Raw genomic sequence first — 17,005 nt, forward strand, 5'->3', positions numbered from 1 at the left:
AGCGAGGACCATGCAGCAGGCGGGCGAAGCGCAGGATCGGAACGACAATCCGTTCGAATATACGTTGTCGTTGATCGGCGGCAAATGGAAAATGCGAATCATTTACCGGCTGGTCTGCGAAAAATCGCAGCGTTACGGAGAACTCAAACGAAGCTTGCCGGGCATCACGCACAAGATGTTGAGCAGCCAACTCAAAGAACTCGAAGCTGCCGGAATCGTAAGCCGCGAAGCGTTCGCGGAGACCCCTCCCCGGGTCGAGTACGCTTTGACGGCCAGAGGCCGGACGTTGATGCCGATACTGGATGCGATGTGCAATTGGGGACTGGATCATGCAACCTGACGTTCGGCGTCATTTTGCGCGATCGGCGTCCCGACTGTTAGGCTAAAGAAGCAGAGCTCTGCCGGACCGTGCCGTTCTTGCGGACGATCCGGGCCGGGCCGACTTAACCCTTATTCCGAGGAGGAACCCCCTATGACCGAAACCGCCGGAGCGCCCAAAGTCAGCGTATCCGAAGCCGTAACCGCGGCCGCGCATGCATTGATCGAACACGCCGCCGTTCGCCGGGCTTTCGATTTTCTCGAAGCCGACAACGATCGGACGACCGAAGAACAAATCGAGCTGACGGAGATCGAAGCGCCGACGTTCGAAGAAGAAGAAAAAGGCAAAGCGTTTGCCCGCAAATTGTCCGGTCTGGGGGTCCGCGACATCGCGACCGACGAAGCCGGCAACGTATTCGGGATACGGCCGGGCCGGGGCGGCGGGCCGCGTCTGGTCGTCTGCGCGCATCTCGACACGGTGTTTCCGCGAGGCACGAACGTCAAAGCGCGCCGCGAAGGCAGCCGGGTGTACGCGCCGGGCATTTCCGACGATGGGCGGGGACTGGCCTCGGTGCTGACTCTTCTGCGCGCGCTGAACGAAGCGAATATTCAAACCCAAGGCGATCTGATCGTCGGCGCGACGGTAGGCGAAGAAGGACTCGGCGATCTGCGCGGCGTCAAAGCGCTGTTCGCGCGGCGCGACGATATCGACGGTTTTATCTCGATCGAACCGGGGACTCCCGATCGGATCACCTATTTGGCCGCGGGCAGCAAGCGCTATAAGATCACGTTCGAAGGTCCCGGCGGACACAGCTTCGGCAGTTTCGGAACGCCGAGTCCGATCCATGCGCTGGGACGCGCGATCGCCGAATTCGCGGATCTGGAAGTGCCCCGCGATCCGAAAACGACCTTCAACGTGGGTCTGATCGGCGGAGGAACTTCGGTGAATACGATCGCCGAGACGGCGGAAGCCGTTATCGACATGCGTTCCACTTCGCAGGCGGAATTGGAAAAGTTGGAGACCGAAGCGCTGCGTTTGTTCCGCAGGGCCGCCGAAAAAGAAAACGCTCGTTGGCGCCGCAGCGATGCGATCAAAGTACGGATGGAACGGGTCGGCGATCGGCCGGCCGGTTCGCAGGAGCCGGGAAGCCTGATCGTGCAGGCGGCCGCCGCTTCCGGACTGGCGATGGGGTTCCGTCCGATTCTGGAAGGGGCAAGCAGCACGGACTCCAATATTCCGATTCATCTGGGCATTCCGGCCGTCACGCTCGGCGGAGGCGGCGATTTCGGCGGAGCGCATACGCTGAACGAATATTACGATCCGACGAACGCGCATCTCGGCGTGCAGAAGATTCTGCTGACGATGCTCGCGTTGATCGGTTTGGCCGACGAGACGAAGCCGCTGCTGCCTAAGCGCGGCGCAAACGGCTGAACGAGACTTAAGCCGAACCGGCGAATCCGAGCTTGCTCCGAAAAAAAGACCGCGGCATAAGCGCTTGAAGCGCCTGCCGCGGTCTATATTTTTTTGCGGTCGAATCGAAGCGCGGCGATCCCGATATTCGCCGCGATCCAGACAGCCGCGACCGCCAGCGCCGCCGCATAATCCGAAGGAGCTCCGCTTCCGGCCGCAAGCTTCGCCGTTTCGAGCAGCCGGACGGGCGCGTAATCCTGCAGCGTCGGCAGCAGGCCCAACAGATAGACCGCGGCAAGCAGCAGGACCGTTCCCAGAATGACGCCGGATCCGGAATCGGCTAAAGTCGAGAACAGCAGAAGAAGCGAGATCAGCCAAAGGCCGAACGCGTACAAGCCGAATGCGGTAAAAGTTAAATGGGCCGCCGCTCCGTTATCCCAAAAAAACGCGTTATATCCGTACGTGATGCCGTAGCTGGTCCAAAAGCCGACCGTCCAATAAGCGGCGGTCATCAGCCCTTTCGAAGCGAGAATGTTCCGTCGGCTCATTCCCTTGGCGACGATCGGAATCAGCGTGCCTTTCGCGTATTCGCTCGTCAGAACGCCGCTGAATGCCAACGCGAAGATCAGAAGCGCCATCGGCATGTTTTTGTAGAACTGCGCCCATGAAGTCAACGCGTCGATCCGCACTTCGGAGACGGACAATCCGGTTTCCGCCATGCCGGACGCCATCTGTTTCAGCAGCCAAGGCGTCAATTTGGCGGCTGCCGGATTCATAATGCCGAACACGACGAACAACAGGGCAAGCAGCGTTATTTTCCCCGTGCGTACCGACTCGATCCATTCTTTGTGCATAAAAGCGGTCAATGTTCTCATCCGTGCACCGTTTCCGCGAAAAGTTCTTCCAGACTCGGTTCGAGCTTCTCGATCCGTTTGGCAGGCAGTTGGTGTTCCGCCAGAATCCGCATGATATCCAGTATTCCGTCTTCGTCCGATTCTTCGATCCGTGCCGTAAAAGGCGTTTCGATCCGGCTGCGAGGAAAATGCGTTCGGAACCGGGCCAGTTCTTCCGCCGAACGGAATTCGACTTCCAGCGTATCGATCCGATCGCGTCCGGCCGATTTGACTTGTTCAAGCGTGCCGCTGCGGACGATCTTGCCTTGATGCAGCAGGACCAACTCGTCGCAGACGCGCTCGACGTCCGAAAGAATATGCGACGAGAACAAGATCGCGGTCCGTTGTTTGGCAAGCGTCAACAGCTCCAGAATTTCTTTGCGTCCGAGCGGATCGAGAGCGGAAGTCGGTTCGTCGCAGATCAGCAGCGAAGGATCGTTCAGCAGCGCCTGCGCGATGCCGAGCCGCTGCTTCATGCCTCGCGAGAAGCCCCGTATCCGCGATGCGGCTTTTTCCAGCCCGACGAGATGCAGCAGTTCCGCGGATTTGCGTTCGATCTGCGCGGCATTCATCCCGGTGATTCGCCCGCATAACGCCAAATATTCGCGAGCGGTCATAGATCCGTAGAACTCCGGCACGTCGGGCAGATAGCCGATATGGCGGTTGGTAGGCGTCTGCCCGAAAGAAACCTTTTCTCCGTTCACCCGAATTTCTCCGTGATCCGCGGGCAGCAGTCCCAAAATCATTTTCATCGTGGTCGTTTTGCCCGCGCCGTTCTGCCCGATGAATCCGAACAACGTCTGCGGGCTTACCGAGAAACTCACGCCTTCGACGACGGTTCGGCCGCCGAACGATTTGGACACTTTCGACAAGATCAGCGTATCGTTCAAGCTTCTTCCCTCCCCAGCAGAAAATACAGAATCGGCCCGATGAAGTTCATCCCGACGACCGCAACAACCACCCAGAGCGTCCGGCTGCCGCGTCTATAAGTGCGGTGCGTCAGAATATGCCGAAGCGTGATCGCCAGCAGCGCAAGCTGCACCGCGAACAGCGGAATCAAGAACGGCAGAAATTCATGCAGATCGCTTAGATCGAAATCGAAGTTCATGTCCGGCTCCTTTCCGTCAAGCTCCGGCGAATGCGGAGAAAGCTCTCGTCTTCTTGCAGCGCGGCGAATGCCGGATGGGACAAAGCTTGCAGCGCGCTGTCCATGACGACTTTTTTGTCTCTCGGCGCGCCGCTGCCCAGCTCGTATTGTTCGAACCACGATTCGATCGCATCGAAATAACGATCGCCTTTGAGCATAATCGGTTCTTGATCCGACAGTTTGGCGACGCAGGACGCGTAGCGGGCGAGCCGGTTCAGCGTTTCGTCTTTTTTGCCGTGCGTCGCGTATACGATCGCGCTTTGCAGATTGAACAAGGCCGATACGTTGGGATGCAGGCTCTCCAGCCGGTAAGCGTCCATGACCTGATCCGTGCGGCGCATCGTTTCTTCGCAGACGTCGAGTTCGGCGTCGTGAATAGCGATATGCTGCGTCGCGCCGCTTACCAGCGACAGCAGACTGGTGAACATGCTGATTTGCGTAAAGCTGTTCGCTTTGTCCGTCTGTCCCGCGATCCGGTAAGCTTGAATCAATAGCGAGTCGCTTTGATTGGATAAACGCAGCGGACTCAGTATGTCTTCCAGCGTTTCGACGACTTCCAGCGTTTTGCCGAGATGCATATCGACGGAAGCGCGCAGGATGACGGCGTCGTTGCAGAGGCTGATATCGCGGCAATCCTCGATGATCCGCCCGCACAATTCGGACAGCGAGCTTAAGATCTCCGTTTGACGTTCCCGTCCTTCCGCGAGCATGAAATGGTTCAGCCACAGCACGCACACTTGGAGCAGGAACGGATAGCAGGAATAATATTTTTTGATCAATTCCCGCGTATGTTCCATGACTTCTTCGAACGGAAGTCTCGCGAAATCGGCCGCCAGATCGCGGTAAATCTTCTGAATTTGTTCCCGGCTGAGCTGCGGCTCGTACCCGAGCAGTTCGTCGATCGTCACGTCGAAGAAAGCTGCCAGAACAGGCAGGATCAAGATGTCGGGCATGCTTTGTTTGTTTTCCCATTTGGACACGGACGCTTTGGTCACGCCGATAAAATCGGCCAACTGCTCCTGCGTGATTTTTTTCCGGTGTCTCAAGCTGACGATGTTGGTGGAAAAGTTCAATGAATTCATGTGTACCGCCTCCTGAATCTATTATCTCTGCCCGCTCGGAACGGCTCAATGGACGGGCGCGATACTTTGCGGGCAGAAATCAACCGCCGGGAAACTCGAACCGCGAATAGACAGAGAGAGCGCAAGAACGGTTCATCCTGTTCCGAGCGTTTCCGGTAACATAACGGCATAGGTTGGGCTGAAGCGGCGGACGTGTTCTGGAAAGAAAGAGAGGGATCGAAGACATGAATTCGAGCAAAGAAAAAGACGGCGGGATCGGCATGACGCCGCGGACGGATGCGGCGAGCCGATCGTCGTCGCTTGCAGCGGCCGCGGAAACGATCAAGCGAAGCGTGGCGGCATACGAAGCAGGAGACGAAGGACAGGTTCCGTTTTCCGGCGTCGCGCGGATCGGAAACGGCGCGGAAATCGGCGAGGCCGCTTACGGATTCGCCAATCGGAGCGAACGTTCGGAGAACAAGGCGGATACCCGTTTCGGCATCGCATCGGGCTGCAAGATGTTTACCGCGGTCGCGATCTGCCGATTGGTCGAGCAGGGCAAACTGAGTTTCGATACGACGTTGTCGGAAGGAACGGGCCGAGCGTTTCCGCGGTTCGATCCTGCGATCACGGTGCATCATCTGTTGACCCATAGTTCGGGCGTACCGGATTATTTCGACGAAGAAGTCATGGACGACTTCGAAGAGTTGTGGCGGGAACGTCCGGTGTACGGCATGACGGAAGTCGAACATTTCCTGCCGCTGTTCGCCGATCAGCCGATGAAGTTCAAGCCGGGCGAACGCTTCGCGTACAACAATTCCGGTTATATTCTGCTCGGGTTGATCGTTGAACGCGTCTCGGGCATGCGATTCCGCGACTATGTGGAGCAGGAAGTGTTCGAGCCGGCCGGGATGCAAGACTCCGGCTACTTCCGCGCCGATCGCCTGCCGGAACGCACTGCGCTCGGATATATCGACGACGAAGACGGCTGGCGGACGAATCTGTTCTCGCTGCCGGCCGTGGGCGGCCCGGACGGCGGAGCGTATACGACGGCTTACGATCTGGACAAGTTCTGGGACGCGCTGCTCAGTCATCGCTTGTTATCCGCGGAGACGACCGAGAAGATGCTGACGCCGCAGATCTATGAAGACGAACGATCGGCGTACGGATACGGAGTCTGGATCAGGCTGAACGAAGGGAAGATCGACTGCCTGCATCTGATGGGCTTCGATCCCGGCGTCTCGATGGTATCCCGGGTATACGCGGAATCCGGAACGCGGCTGCATGTGTTGGCGAATATCGACGGCGCGGCTTGGAACGTCGCTTCGGGGATCGAAAGCGAGATCTTACGGAAGACGGGAGGAGAAAGCCGATAAGTTCGAACGGACGTTCAGCAGCAGGAAAGACCAAGCCGGATTTATATTCGCCGAAAAACCGCTTCGCCGATACGCGAAGCGGTTTTTCGTGCAGATTCGGATACGGTTCTTTGTATAGGGTGCGCGCAGGCTGAACGAAACTCAGATCAATTCCTGCCGATTTTTCAAATACCGGTACAAGACGATGCCGCAGACGGCGCTGAGCGCGGCGCATAATCCGATAAAGCCGTACCCCGCTTGAAGTCCGCGCAGCAGCCCGACGGAACTCTCCGCGCCGAACGCGTTTTTGACGCCTTCGATCACGGCTCCGATGACGTAATTCCCGATCACGCTGCCTACGCCCATCAGCGTGACGGTAAACGTGATCGCCGTATCGCTGCCGTGCGGATAACGCCGGGCGATAAACGCCATGACCGTCGGGTAGATCATCGCGATCCCGATCCCGGCCGCGGCGAACAGAAAAGCGACCCGCTCTCCGCCGAGAATCGCCGCGAACGTGCACAGCGCGGAGAAACCGGCGAACACGATCAGCGACAGCGTGAACCCGATCCGATCGGTGACGGGGCCGAGCAGCAGCCGGGCCAGCGAGAAACACAAGAAGAAGATCGATAACAGGCCCGAAGCGGAAACGGTACTCCAGCCGTAGGCTTTTTCCAGAAAGTTGACCAACCAGCCGCCGACCGCAAGTTCCGAGACGACGCCGAAAGACAGAATCAACACCATCCACCACAGCGCCGGATCGCGCATCAAAGTCTTGAGCGAAACGCGGTCTTCGTGCGCGATATCGTCGCCCGGGAAGCGGCTGCGCAGCGCGGTCAGGATGGGAACGACGCACAGCGCGAGCACGACCGCGTACATGCCTCGCCAATCGAGCGTCCAGCCGAATACGGTGACGGACATCAGGCCGGTCGCGATCAGCGGAGCCACGGTCGAGCTGAATCCGTAGAAAAAGTGCGACAGATTCATCATGGTTCCGGTGTTCTTGACGAAGATGCGCGCGCCGAGGATCGCCAGCGCGATCTCCAGCATGCCGTTGCCGATATACATCAGGAAATACGACGAAGCGAATGACAGATAATGATGCGACAGCGCGATCAGCACGCCGGACAGGACCATCGAACCGAACGCGATGATGCTGACCGCTTTGATGCCCCATTTGCGGACCAGAATCGCGGTGAACGAACAAGCGAGCAGATAGCCCAGCGCGTTCAGCGAGAGCAGCGTGCCGAGTTGGCCTTCGTTCAGACGGAAATCGAATTGAATGCGGGGAATAGCCGGCCCTTTGATGTTTTCGGAGAACCCGAATACGATAAAGCCGATAAAGATCGTGGCGAGCTGCCACGCATAGATGCGGTCGATCCCGCCGAAACGCTTTTTCACGAACAGACTTCCTCTCCGACTTATATAATAATAATTCCATAGTAATCGATAATTATACCTATGAAAATATGATAAAAAATCGGAGAGTATAATAATAGAGAAAAAAGTATTGAAGAAGATAAACCAAAAGGCTGCGAGGAACCGCAGCCGCAGGTTGTGCTCGAAAGTCGCGGAGTCGAAAGGGAGCTAGCCGATTTCGAAAGGCTTAGCGTATGCTTCCGAGGTGCCTTTCTTCGAAAGGCTTTAGCTCATGCTTCCGAAGTGCCTTTCTTCGAAAGGCTTTAGCTAACGGAACGTCGATTCCTTAGCCGTCCGATTTTCGTCTTTTTCGGCCGAAAATCCATCCCTTTTCGTTCTAAGCGTCGTCTCGTTCCGTTAGAGAACGGAAGTTGATTACGCGCGATCGAATTGAACGGGGTGATCGATGCGAACGACGTGATGCGGATCGTGGCAGACGATATCGCGGCGGCCGCTTTGGCCGCTTGATCGGCAGGCAAGACGGGCGTCGCTTTTCTTCCCAAAAAACAGGCTGCCGAGAATTTCTCGACAGCCTGTTCGAACGAGTTTGAGGGTTCGAAGTTCGCTACACGCCGAAACGTTCTTCGTGGCGCAGCAGCCATTCTTTGCGCCAGAGCCCGCCGGCGTAGCCGGTCAATTTGCCGCCCGAGCCGATGATGCGGTGGCAGGGCAGCACGATGCTCAGTTTGTTGCGGCCGTTGGCCGAGCCGACCGCGCGCACGGCCCGCTCGCTGCCGACGGCGACGGCCAGATCTTTGTACGACCGGGAAGCCGCGTAAGGCACGGCGGCCAATTCGGTCCATACGGAACGCTGGAACGGCGTGCCGTCGAAAGCGTACGGGAAATCGAACTCGCGCCGCTCTCCGCGGAAATATTCCGCCAACTGGCGTCGGCAGTTCAGCAGCGGCTCGGGAACGTTCGTTTCCGGTTCGCCGCCGCTTGCGCTTGCTTCGGCCTCGGGCGCGAAGGCGTCGGGAAACGGATTGACCGCCGGCCAACCGGGCGGCATCGCCGTATCGGCGAACAGAATCGAATAAACGGCATTGTCCGTGCCTTCGATGATCAGCTCGCCCAGCGGCGAGAGGTAGACCAAGCGATGGAGAGCGGCGGACGGCGCGGCTGCCGGAGCGGCCTGCCGACGGGCAGGCGATGTCAGTGTATCGGATATCGACATGACGGTGATCCTCCTGTCAGAAAATAAGGATATGCAGAGCGACTGCGAAACGGCGGGCGATCCGCGGTTCGTTTTGATAGGCCGGTTCCGGCGACGACGGTATAAGCCAAACGAGATCGCCGACGGTCAGTTCGTCTTCAACAGCGTTTGCCAGAGATAGAAAACGGCGTACGCTTCGTGGCCGCGCCAGGGGGCGGCGGCTTGAACGATCTCGGCGGGCAGCGGTTTGCGGCCGAGATTCAGCCCGCTGCGAAGCGCTTGATGCAGTCCGGCGTCGGTCGCCGGGAAAGCGGAGGCCCGCCGCAGGCATTTCATGCCGACGTAATCCGCCGTCCAAGCTCCGACGCCGCGGATCGCGAGCAGCGCTTCGCGGGCTTCTTCTTCGCTCGTCTCCGCGAGCGAAGACTTGGAGAGGCGGCCTTCCTCCATCATCCGCGCGATGCCGATGACGTATTCCGCTTTGCGGCCGGAGAATTGCAGCGGCCGCAGATCGTCAGGCGTCAGCGCGGCAAGGCGCTCGGGCCGAGGAAACAGGCGATACGGCGCTTCGCCCGGAGCCGTCTCGAAAGGCAGGGCTTCGCCGTAGGTCTCGACGAGCCGCTTCTTCATCGCGTAAGCGAATCCGAGCGTGATCTGCTGGCCGATGATCGACCAGACCAACGCTTCGAACAGATCGGGAATGCCGATCAGTCTCAGCCCCGCGTGCGCGGCGACCGCAGGCGCGAGCAGCGCGTCGCGCCGGGCCATCCCGTAGAACGGACGCAGGTCGTCGTCCAGACCGAACCATTCGCGGACGTAGTCCGCGGCCGCCGCGCGCAGCTCCGGCGTCTCCCCGCCGTGCGGGAAGCCGATGCGCAGCGCGGCGCTCCCGCTCGGCTTCGCATGCGCGGCGACCGCAGGCGCGAGCCGCGCGTCGCGCCGGGCCGTCTCGCAGAACGGACGCGGGTTCTCGTCCGGCCCGAACCGTTCGCGGCAGGCCGAACCGCCTGCCGCTGTTTCCGCGCGGACGCGTGCCTCGTCCGCATCGACGCCGCCGCCTTCGATCGCGGCGACTTCGATCATCGTCGGCCGTCCGCCGAGCACGACGGCCTTGGAGACCCGGCCGTTCGCGATGCGGTGCATGACCTCCGCGTCGGAACGGCCCAGATGCTTCAGGCACTCCGCCCAGCTCAGCGGGCCGTTGGCCGCAAGTTCCCGTTCGGCTTCCGCCGCGTTCCCGAACAGCCGCAATTTCGTCTTGTTTCCCGTCATCGCGCGGCTCTTCCGTTTCCGGCTTTGAGTTCGCGCTCGGGCGCTTTGCGCCGAATCGCTTCGCGGACGATCGGCGCGCCTTGACTGCGGTATTCGCCCGGCGAACAGTCGTGATGGCGCTTGAACGCTTTATAGAAATTGGACGGCGTACGAAAGCCCGCTTCATAGCAGACTTCCAGATTGGGCCGTTCGCTGCACCGAAGCAGATGCGCGGCGCGGTCCACGCGGATTTTCTCCAGATACATGCGCGGCGTCTCGCCGGTCTCCTGCTTGAACAGCCGCTCCAGATAATAAGCGCTTAATTTGACGTGGTCGGCGATGTCTTTGAGACGCAGGTCTTCCCGGTAATGATCCACGATGAACGAGCGGGCTTCCAGAATAAAGCCGTTCCACGGCGAATGTTCCACTTCCGGCTGGCATCGTTTGCAAGGACGGTAACCGGCGGCTTCGACTTCGGTCATATGCAGATAGAATTCGACGTTTTTCTGTTTGGGCTTGCGCGAACGACAGGACGGGCGGCAGTAGATGCGCGTCGTTTTGACCGCCGTGAAGAACATCCCGTCGTATCTGGCGTCGCAGGCCATGATCCGCTCCCACATTTCTTCGAAAGAAAGCCGGATCGTTCCGACCGTTCCGTTCATCTGCGTTCCTCCTTTCCGATTGCGCCTCTCGCGCATCTGTATCTATTGTAACAGGCCCGCCGGAGCATGGACTCCTCATTCTTGCGGTCAAGGTCGGACGAGTCTGACCGATGCTGCAAGGCCGGAGATTGACGCTGACTTGATGGGTATGCTATCCTCAATAACCGTGATGATTCGTTGTTTGTAAGAAGCCCTACGGGATGGAGGACGGGATGTTGAAAGGTGCGTTGGCGTGGCCTTTTTTGCGCCTTTATTTTTTGGCTTTGCTTTATTTCAGCGGGAATTCGATTCTAAATGTGATCATTCCGCTTAAAGGCGAGGCTGAGGGAGCGGCGAGCACGCAGATCGGCCTTATTATGGGGGCCTATATGTTTACTGCCATGCTGTTTCGTCCTTGGGCCGGGCATTTTATTACGAAGTACGGTTCGATCCGGATTCTGCGCGTGATTCTGGTCGTGAACGGGATTGCGCTTATTGCCTACCCGTTTATCGGGCTGGGCGGATTCGCCGCTGCGCGCATTATGCAGGGAGTTTCGACAGCGTTTTTTTCGATGGCGCTGCAGATCGGAATCATTGACGCGCTGCCGGAGAAAGACCGTTCACAGGGAATTTCCATGTATTCACTTTTCTGCTATATCCCCGGAATCATGGGACCTCTTGCGGCGCTGGGCATTTGGCGGGGCGGAGAACCGGGTTATTTTGCTTGGACGATGATCGGCATCGCGCTGGCGACCGGGATCTTCGGCTATACGATCAAATTGGATCAGGCTCCCCAGGAAGCGAGGCAGCACGAAAAAACGACAGAGCGGCAAAACTTCAAAAGCTTGCTGCTCAATCCTTTTTTGCTGAAGTGCAGCCTGTTGATGATTGCGGCTTCTGTCGTCTTTGGCGCAATGACGACATTTATGCCTTTATATGCGATGAATGTTCCTGAAGCCAACGCCGGCGTTTATCTGATGCTTCAAGCCGCTGCGCTGGTCGTTGTGCGATTTGCCTGGAAAGAACGGATGCCTTCCGACGGCAAATGGCATTCGCTATTTCTGGGCGTGGCTCTATTGCTGTTGACGGTTGGCGCGGCTATGGTTGCAGCGGCTGCAGAGTGGGGGCCGATCCCGCTTTATACGGGAGCGATAGTCATCGGAACCTCGCAAGCTTTAATTTATCCGACGCTGATGAGTTATTTATCGGTCATGCTGACCGGTCCGGGGCGCAATATGCGAATCGGATTGTTCGCCGCTACGTCCGATCTGGGGATCTCGCTTGGGGGTGTGCTGATGGGTCCGATTGCGGATTTGACCTCTTTTTCGATCATGTATGCGACCTGTACGGTATTGGCGGCTGCAGCGGCAGGTTATGCTTGGAAAGCTCCTGTGCGGCGGCGTACCGTTAGCGAGGAAGTCGGCTTAGAGCGGAAATAAAAACGGAAAGCGCCAATGCGCTTTCCGTTTTTTTGTGGATTGACGTTTACAAATTCAAGTATTCCTTGATTCCGGCTACAATGGCTTCCGCGATTTTTTGTTGGAAATCGTCTTGGTTCAACAGCGTTTCTTCATTCAGATTGCTGAGGAATCCCAATTCGACGAGAGCCGCGGGCATCTTGGTATTGCGAATGACCGAATAATTGGCTTGCTTCGATCCGCGGTCTTTGAATCCGGTTGCGGCAAGAACATGTTTCTGGATGACGTCAGACAATGCTTTGCTGCGCGAGGCTTCGGCATAGAAAGTTTCCGTTCCTCCGGCGCTCGAACTGCTTGGTGAAATATTGGCATGGATGGATAAGAACAGATCGGCCTTTGCGTCATTGGCAATCTTGGCGCGATCCGTCAATGTGACGAACGTATCGTCGCTGCGAGTCATGATCAGGTTGATATTCGGTTCTTGTTTAAGCAGCGCGGCTACTTTCAGACCTACATTGAGCACGATGTTTTTTTCTTGAATTTTGCTGATGCCTACACCGCCCGAGTCATGGTCGCCATGGCCGGGATCAATGACGACGGTCTTTTTCCCGTTGCTGTCGATCGGAGCCGCCGTACCGTCGTTATTCAGATCGACGATAATCAGATTGCCCTGCGTATATAGGTTGTAGCCGGTCTTGCGGTTCAGGTCGATAACCACGCGAACAATCGACGGGTTTTGACTGAACTGCGAATAACGGACTTGTTTGACTAACGAAGAGTTTTCCACGGCAAGTTTCGCTTCTGCTCCTCTGGCGAGCGCTTCGTTTTGCAGCAGGGCCGGACCGAAGACTGTTCCGGGCAGATCGACAACGAGGCGATCCGGATTGTTTAATTCAAACCGTGTAGGCGTGACGTCGGCTCCGGCAGAGATCGTCAAGCGCTTGTCGCTGAAGCTTATGCTGTCGATCGAGATAGCAGCCGGGTTATCGACGGCCGGAGGAGCTTCCGGTGCGGGCGGAACCGGCGGTGCTTCAATCGGCGATTGGAGCAGCACGGTCTGGGAGGCTTGTTCCCATTTGACGCCAAGGCCCATCTGAGTGCCGACAAATCTTAACGGCACATATGTAGTGTTGGACTGGATAAACGGAGCCTGCGTCAATGAGATACTGCCCAAGGGCGAATCGGCGTTCAAGCTGCCGATCGTTAACACGATCTGGGAAGGTTCACTGCCGATTGTCACATGCCCTGTGCTCTTCTGCCAATTCACGGCGTAGCCGAGTTGTTCCGAGATGACGCGAATCGGAACCATTGTCGTTCCTTGCCGAACAAGCGACTCGGCGCCATCAAGGGATTTGCCGTCAAGCACGATGCTGGTTCCCGAGGTAGGGGCTGCCCAAGCCTGCCTGATGCCGCCGTTAAGGAGGAGTAAAGTCATTAAAGTCAGTGCAGCGGCGACAAACAAGTTTTTTTTCCAGATGGTTGAGGCTAGTTTCATGTTTGATTCTCCTTTGCAAGCGCTGATGATCAATTGGAACACTCTATCAGTCGGACGTCTAGAGGATGCCAAAATTTTCAGGGAGGCAAAAAAATTTCCCTGCTGAACATTATGATAAGGTTTGACAGCAGAAAAAGAAAGCCGTATGCTCGTTTTAAATCGTAATAATTACTGTTAGATGGCGCGAGGTGAAGAAGTTGGAACAATTCGATTGCTTGGTCGTCGGAGCCGGAGCTGCCGGAATAGGAGTCGGTTGTGTCTTGCAGGATCTGAACATCGGACGATTCTCCATTTTGGACCGGGGAACGATCGGAGCGTCTTTTCGGCTGTGGCCCAAAGAAATGCGCATGATCACGCCTTCGTTTACCGGGAATGCTTACGGGCTGCTCGATCTTAATTCGATATCGCTGCGCACTTCCCCGGCCTATACGCTCGGAACGGAGCATCCTTCCGGTGACGAATATGCCGACTATTTGGAGGCGTTAGCGCGCTATCGAAAGCTTCCGGTCCAGACTGGAGTCGATGTTCAACGTATTCGTCCTCTGGATGGCGGCGGATTTGAACTGGATACCGATCAAGGTGTGCTTCGCAGTCGTTATGTAATCTGGGCGGCAGGAGAGTTTCAGTATCCGCGAACGGATTCTTTCCCCGGAGCCGAATATACCGTTCATAATAGTCAGGTTCAGAAATGGGAAGGAATGCCGGGAGACGACTACATCTGCTGCTGATCGCGATATAAATTCAGATCGAGGCAAGGGACCGGCAGGGATCATCGAAAGGAGAATCAGACATGGACACTCTTACAGCGAAACGAATGGAAGCCCTCTTGAGAGGCTATATTGCGGAGAAAATTCCGCCGAGCATGCGGACCGCCGTTCGCCTCGTCTACAAGATGGAAGAAGATCGAGTGACGTTGACCGAGGAGCGCCCGGAGCCTCCGCAGTATGGATGGACGGGGAAGGATCTGGCCCAGTTCCGTTTGGAGCAGGGAGCTTGGAGCCTCTATGCCAAGGACGAGACCGGGCAGTGGACGATGGCGGAATCGCTTGCGCCCCGGCATGACTTCGAAGATCAGCTGGAGCAGTTTGAGTTGGACCCGGCAGGGTTATTTTGGAAATGAGAAAAAGCGCGATCCGATGAACGGATCGCGCTTTTTTTGATGCAGCGACGGTTTTTTTGCCTGAGCGAAGAAATCCGGTCAACAGGGTCACCGGAATGCGCGGATCGATGCGAACGGATGCAGCCTTCCTAGTACCTCCGTTTTTGATCTTCCTCTGTCCATACGATGCGGGCAATCGCATTATGCTGGTGAATGGATTCTTCGTTGCGGCATTCTACGGTGAATTGCCTTGCGAACGGGCATTCTATCAGATCGGCCGCCACGAGCCGGGCCAGATCTTCGACGAACCTCGGATTTTCATAGGCCCGTTCCGTCACTTTTTTCTCGTCGGTTCGCTTGAGAATCGGATACAGCATAGAGCTGGCATTCGATTCGGCAGCATCCAACAGCACCTGACACCAGTTTTCATGGAATTGTTTCAGGTCTACTTCCGTGCGAATGTGTACGGTTCCGCGCTGATTATGCGCACCGTATTCGCTGATTTCTTTGGAACAGGGACATAAGGTTGTCACGGATGCATCGAGCCCTACAGTGAGTCGAAAAGGAGACTCTATGCCTTGCTCGTAACTCATCTCCATATAGAGATCGCAATAAGCGAGACCGGTTTGACCGGACTCGGGCGCTGTGCGCTCGTAGAACCAAGGGAATGCCAACTTGACGGTTGCGCCGCGTTGATTCATGTTCTGAGCCAAATCTCTTGCAAATTGCCCAAGCTTCCCGGAATCGGAAGTGAAATCGAAATCCCGATACATTTCGAGCTGTTCGGTGAGCCTGCTCATATTGATGCCTTTGCTGCTGCGATCCAGCGTGGTCGTCAGTTCGAGGGTCGCAATCGGCATCTGTTCATAAGGAGCAAGCGGCGACAAGAACAGAATCGGATGCTTGACTGCGGCCACGCCTACGCTTTGAATGTCGAACAGATAGTCGTCGAGGGCGTTCTGCAGATCGGTCATGTCTTCTTTTCGAGTCGCTTTGCTGCCGGGGGTCGGCGGGACGGAGCCGAAGCGGCGATGCCGCTCTTTTTTGGACGGAAATGATGGGTGTGGCATGGCAGTCTCCTGTTCTTTCAAGATAAATGGGCCTATAAAAAACGAAAAGTTCCTCTTATTAATAGTAATGAATACGATTAATAAGTCAATGCGAACAAAAGTCGACGCCTCTGCTTTTTTCGAAATTTGCGTTTCGGCAGGTTTGACGAAAACGCGATAAGCTTGTATACTCACTAATCGTAATGATTACTATTTGAAAAAGGAATATAGGATCGTTCGATCTAGCGAGGAGGTATCCCTAACGTTCTTTTCTCGAATTACTCGTAAAATCGTTCACCTTTTGCTCGTTTTGCTGGGAGTTTCGATCATTACGTTCAGCCTGATGCATCTGACTCCCGGCGATCCGGCGGAAATTATGCTGCGTACCGACGGCATACAACCGACTCGCGAAGCGATCGAAGCGCTCCGCGAGTCGCTGGGATTGAACGAACCGGTTGCGCTTCAATATGTTCATTGGTTGGGAAAGGTGCTTCGTTTCGATCTTGGGCTCTCCTTGTCGACGGGTCGGCCCGTAACCGAAGAATTACTCAGCCGTCTGCCTGCGACGCTCGGGATGACTCTGGCTTCCGTAATCTTTGCCTTGCTGCTGGCCCTGCCGATCGGAATAGGCTCCGGTTGGAGACCAGGCGGATGGATCGATCGCATCAGCCGTTGGGTCGCATTATCGAGTGTGTCCATGCCTGCCTACTGGTTGGGATTGCTGCTGCTTTTTTACGGTGCGGTTCGTTTGAAATGGTTCCCGGTTGCCGGCATGAACGGGTTCAAAAGCGTGGTTTTGCCGGCCGTTACGCTGGGTTTCGGCATGGTAGGCGTTTACGTGCGGCTTATTCGTACCGGCATGATCGAGGTGCTGGAACGGCCGTATATCAAGGCCGCTCGCGCGCGGGGATTAAGCACGCCGAGCATTCTGCTTCGGCACGCGCTGCATAACGCGCTGCTGCCGAGCATCACGCTGCTTGGCGTGCAGATCGGCAGTCTGCTGGGGGGAGCCGTAATTGTCGAGACGCTTTTTGCCTGGCCGGGGATCGGCAAATTTGCGGTAGAAGCCATTTACGCCAAAGATTATATCGTGATTCAAGGCTACGTGCTGCTGACTGCCATTATTGTGGTCACGGTCAATCTGACGGTGGATCTGCTTTACCGACGGCTTGACCCGAGAATGAAACTGCGTTGAGTCAAGGATAGGAAGGATGAAGCTGGACGTGAAAGGAAAGGCGAAGGCTCCGGCTTGGACAGGGGCGATTCTTGTCGCCGGCATCGCGGCGGTTGGGATA

Annotated in this window: 17 protein-coding genes; 7 read left to right on the forward strand and 10 right to left on the reverse strand. The window is 56.7% G+C overall.

Going from position 1 to position 17,005, the window contains the following annotated elements; genetic code table 11:
- Positions 1–10: 10 nt before the first annotated feature.
- Both CDO73_RS13070 and CDO73_RS13075 read left to right on the forward strand, forming a co-directional pair.
- The gene (locus CDO73_RS13070) at positions 11–340 is read left to right on the forward strand and encodes a winged helix-turn-helix transcriptional regulator (protein ID WP_088488961.1); all 330 of its coding nucleotides are present in this window, start codon (positions 11–13) and stop codon (positions 338–340) included.
- 132 nt (positions 341–472) lie between these two features.
- Positions 473–1,750: a M20/M25/M40 family metallo-hydrolase gene (locus tag CDO73_RS13075; RefSeq protein ID WP_088488962.1), complete on the forward strand. Its 1,278-nt coding sequence runs from the start codon at positions 473–475 to the stop codon at positions 1,748–1,750.
- 83 nt (positions 1,751–1,833) lie between these two features.
- On the opposite strand, the gene CDO73_RS13080 is transcribed toward CDO73_RS13075, so the two are convergent.
- Genes CDO73_RS13080 through CDO73_RS13095 form a run of 4 tightly spaced genes read right to left on the reverse strand, consistent with a single transcriptional unit; the run spans position 1,834 to position 4,851 of the window.
- Positions 1,834–2,604 (reverse strand): ABC transporter permease subunit, encoded by a 771-nt coding sequence (locus CDO73_RS13080; protein WP_088488963.1) that lies wholly within the window; start codon positions 2,602–2,604, stop codon positions 1,834–1,836.
- Complete coding sequence (locus CDO73_RS13085; protein ID WP_088488964.1) at positions 2,601–3,512, reverse strand: ABC transporter ATP-binding protein; 912 nt, start codon at positions 3,510–3,512, stop codon at positions 2,601–2,603. The genes CDO73_RS13080 and CDO73_RS13085 overlap by 4 nt, the downstream gene beginning before the upstream one ends.
- Positions 3,509–3,730: a PLDc N-terminal domain-containing protein gene (locus tag CDO73_RS13090; protein WP_088488965.1), complete on the reverse strand. Its 222-nt coding sequence runs from the start codon at positions 3,728–3,730 to the stop codon at positions 3,509–3,511. Before CDO73_RS13090 ends, CDO73_RS13085 begins: the two co-directional genes overlap by 4 nt.
- Positions 3,727–4,851, reverse strand: coding sequence for a helix-turn-helix domain-containing protein (locus CDO73_RS13095; RefSeq protein WP_088488966.1), 1,125 nt, complete (start codon positions 4,849–4,851; stop codon positions 3,727–3,729). Before CDO73_RS13095 ends, CDO73_RS13090 begins: the two co-directional genes overlap by 4 nt.
- Positions 4,852–5,075: 224 nt before the next feature.
- Between CDO73_RS13095 and CDO73_RS13100 the strand changes: the two genes are divergently transcribed.
- Positions 5,076–6,206 (forward strand): serine hydrolase domain-containing protein, encoded by a 1,131-nt coding sequence (locus tag CDO73_RS13100; protein ID WP_256972681.1) that lies wholly within the window; start codon positions 5,076–5,078, stop codon positions 6,204–6,206.
- A 141-nt stretch (positions 6,207–6,347) separates the two neighbouring features.
- On the opposite strand, the gene CDO73_RS13105 is transcribed toward CDO73_RS13100, so the two are convergent.
- From CDO73_RS13105 to CDO73_RS13120, 4 genes are all read right to left on the reverse strand, one after another.
- Positions 6,348–7,586 (reverse strand): MFS transporter, encoded by a 1,239-nt coding sequence (locus CDO73_RS13105; RefSeq protein WP_088488967.1) that lies wholly within the window; start codon positions 7,584–7,586, stop codon positions 6,348–6,350.
- Between the two features lie 583 nt (positions 7,587–8,169).
- Positions 8,170–8,778, reverse strand: a complete 609-nt coding sequence (locus CDO73_RS13110) for a methylated-DNA--[protein]-cysteine S-methyltransferase (RefSeq protein WP_088488968.1) — start codon at positions 8,776–8,778, stop codon at positions 8,170–8,172.
- 126 nt (positions 8,779–8,904) lie between these two features.
- Complete coding sequence (locus tag CDO73_RS13115) at positions 8,905–10,029, reverse strand: DNA-3-methyladenine glycosylase 2 (RefSeq protein WP_088488969.1); 1,125 nt, start codon at positions 10,027–10,029, stop codon at positions 8,905–8,907.
- Complete coding sequence (locus CDO73_RS13120) at positions 10,026–10,670, reverse strand: bifunctional transcriptional activator/DNA repair enzyme AdaA (protein ID WP_088488970.1); 645 nt, start codon at positions 10,668–10,670, stop codon at positions 10,026–10,028. Before CDO73_RS13120 ends, CDO73_RS13115 begins: the two co-directional genes overlap by 4 nt.
- A gap of 200 nt (positions 10,671–10,870) precedes the next feature.
- Between CDO73_RS13120 and cntE the strand changes: the two genes are divergently transcribed.
- Complete coding sequence (cntE, locus tag CDO73_RS13125) at positions 10,871–12,088, forward strand: staphylopine family metallophore export MFS transporter CntE (protein WP_256972682.1); 1,218 nt, start codon at positions 10,871–10,873, stop codon at positions 12,086–12,088.
- Positions 12,089–12,134: 46 nt separating this feature from the next.
- Here the strand turns inward: cntE and CDO73_RS13130 are convergent, their stop codons facing one another.
- Positions 12,135–13,562, reverse strand: coding sequence for an N-acetylmuramoyl-L-alanine amidase family protein (locus CDO73_RS13130; RefSeq protein ID WP_088488971.1), 1,428 nt, complete (start codon positions 13,560–13,562; stop codon positions 12,135–12,137).
- A 188-nt stretch (positions 13,563–13,750) separates the two neighbouring features.
- On the opposite strand from CDO73_RS13130, the gene CDO73_RS13135 reads away from it, so the two are divergent.
- Both CDO73_RS13135 and CDO73_RS13140 read left to right on the forward strand, forming a co-directional pair.
- Positions 13,751–14,290: an NAD(P)-binding domain-containing protein gene (locus CDO73_RS13135; protein WP_256972683.1), complete on the forward strand. Its 540-nt coding sequence runs from the start codon at positions 13,751–13,753 to the stop codon at positions 14,288–14,290.
- A 62-nt stretch (positions 14,291–14,352) separates the two neighbouring features.
- Positions 14,353–14,682 carry a DUF3024 domain-containing protein gene (locus CDO73_RS13140; protein ID WP_088488973.1) on the forward strand — a complete coding sequence of 110 codons (330 nt, stop codon included), beginning with the start codon at positions 14,353–14,355 and terminating at the stop codon, positions 14,680–14,682.
- A 128-nt stretch (positions 14,683–14,810) separates the two neighbouring features.
- Here the strand turns inward: CDO73_RS13140 and folE2 are convergent, their stop codons facing one another.
- A complete protein-coding gene (gene folE2 / locus CDO73_RS13145) occupies positions 14,811–15,731 on the reverse strand; it encodes a GTP cyclohydrolase FolE2 (protein ID WP_088488974.1) in 921 nt (306 codons plus the stop codon).
- 193 nt (positions 15,732–15,924) lie between these two features.
- Here folE2 and nikB point away from each other — a divergent pair, with 193 nt between their 5' ends.
- On the forward strand, positions 15,925–16,905 hold the full coding sequence (nikB, locus tag CDO73_RS13150) for a nickel ABC transporter permease (protein WP_256972684.1): 981 nt from the start codon (positions 15,925–15,927) through the stop codon (positions 16,903–16,905).
- The last annotated feature ends 100 nt before the right edge of the window (positions 16,906–17,005 follow it).

This window comes from Saccharibacillus sp. O23 (assembly GCF_002205895.1).
Classification (GTDB): Bacteria; Bacillota; Bacilli; order Paenibacillales; family Paenibacillaceae; genus Saccharibacillus.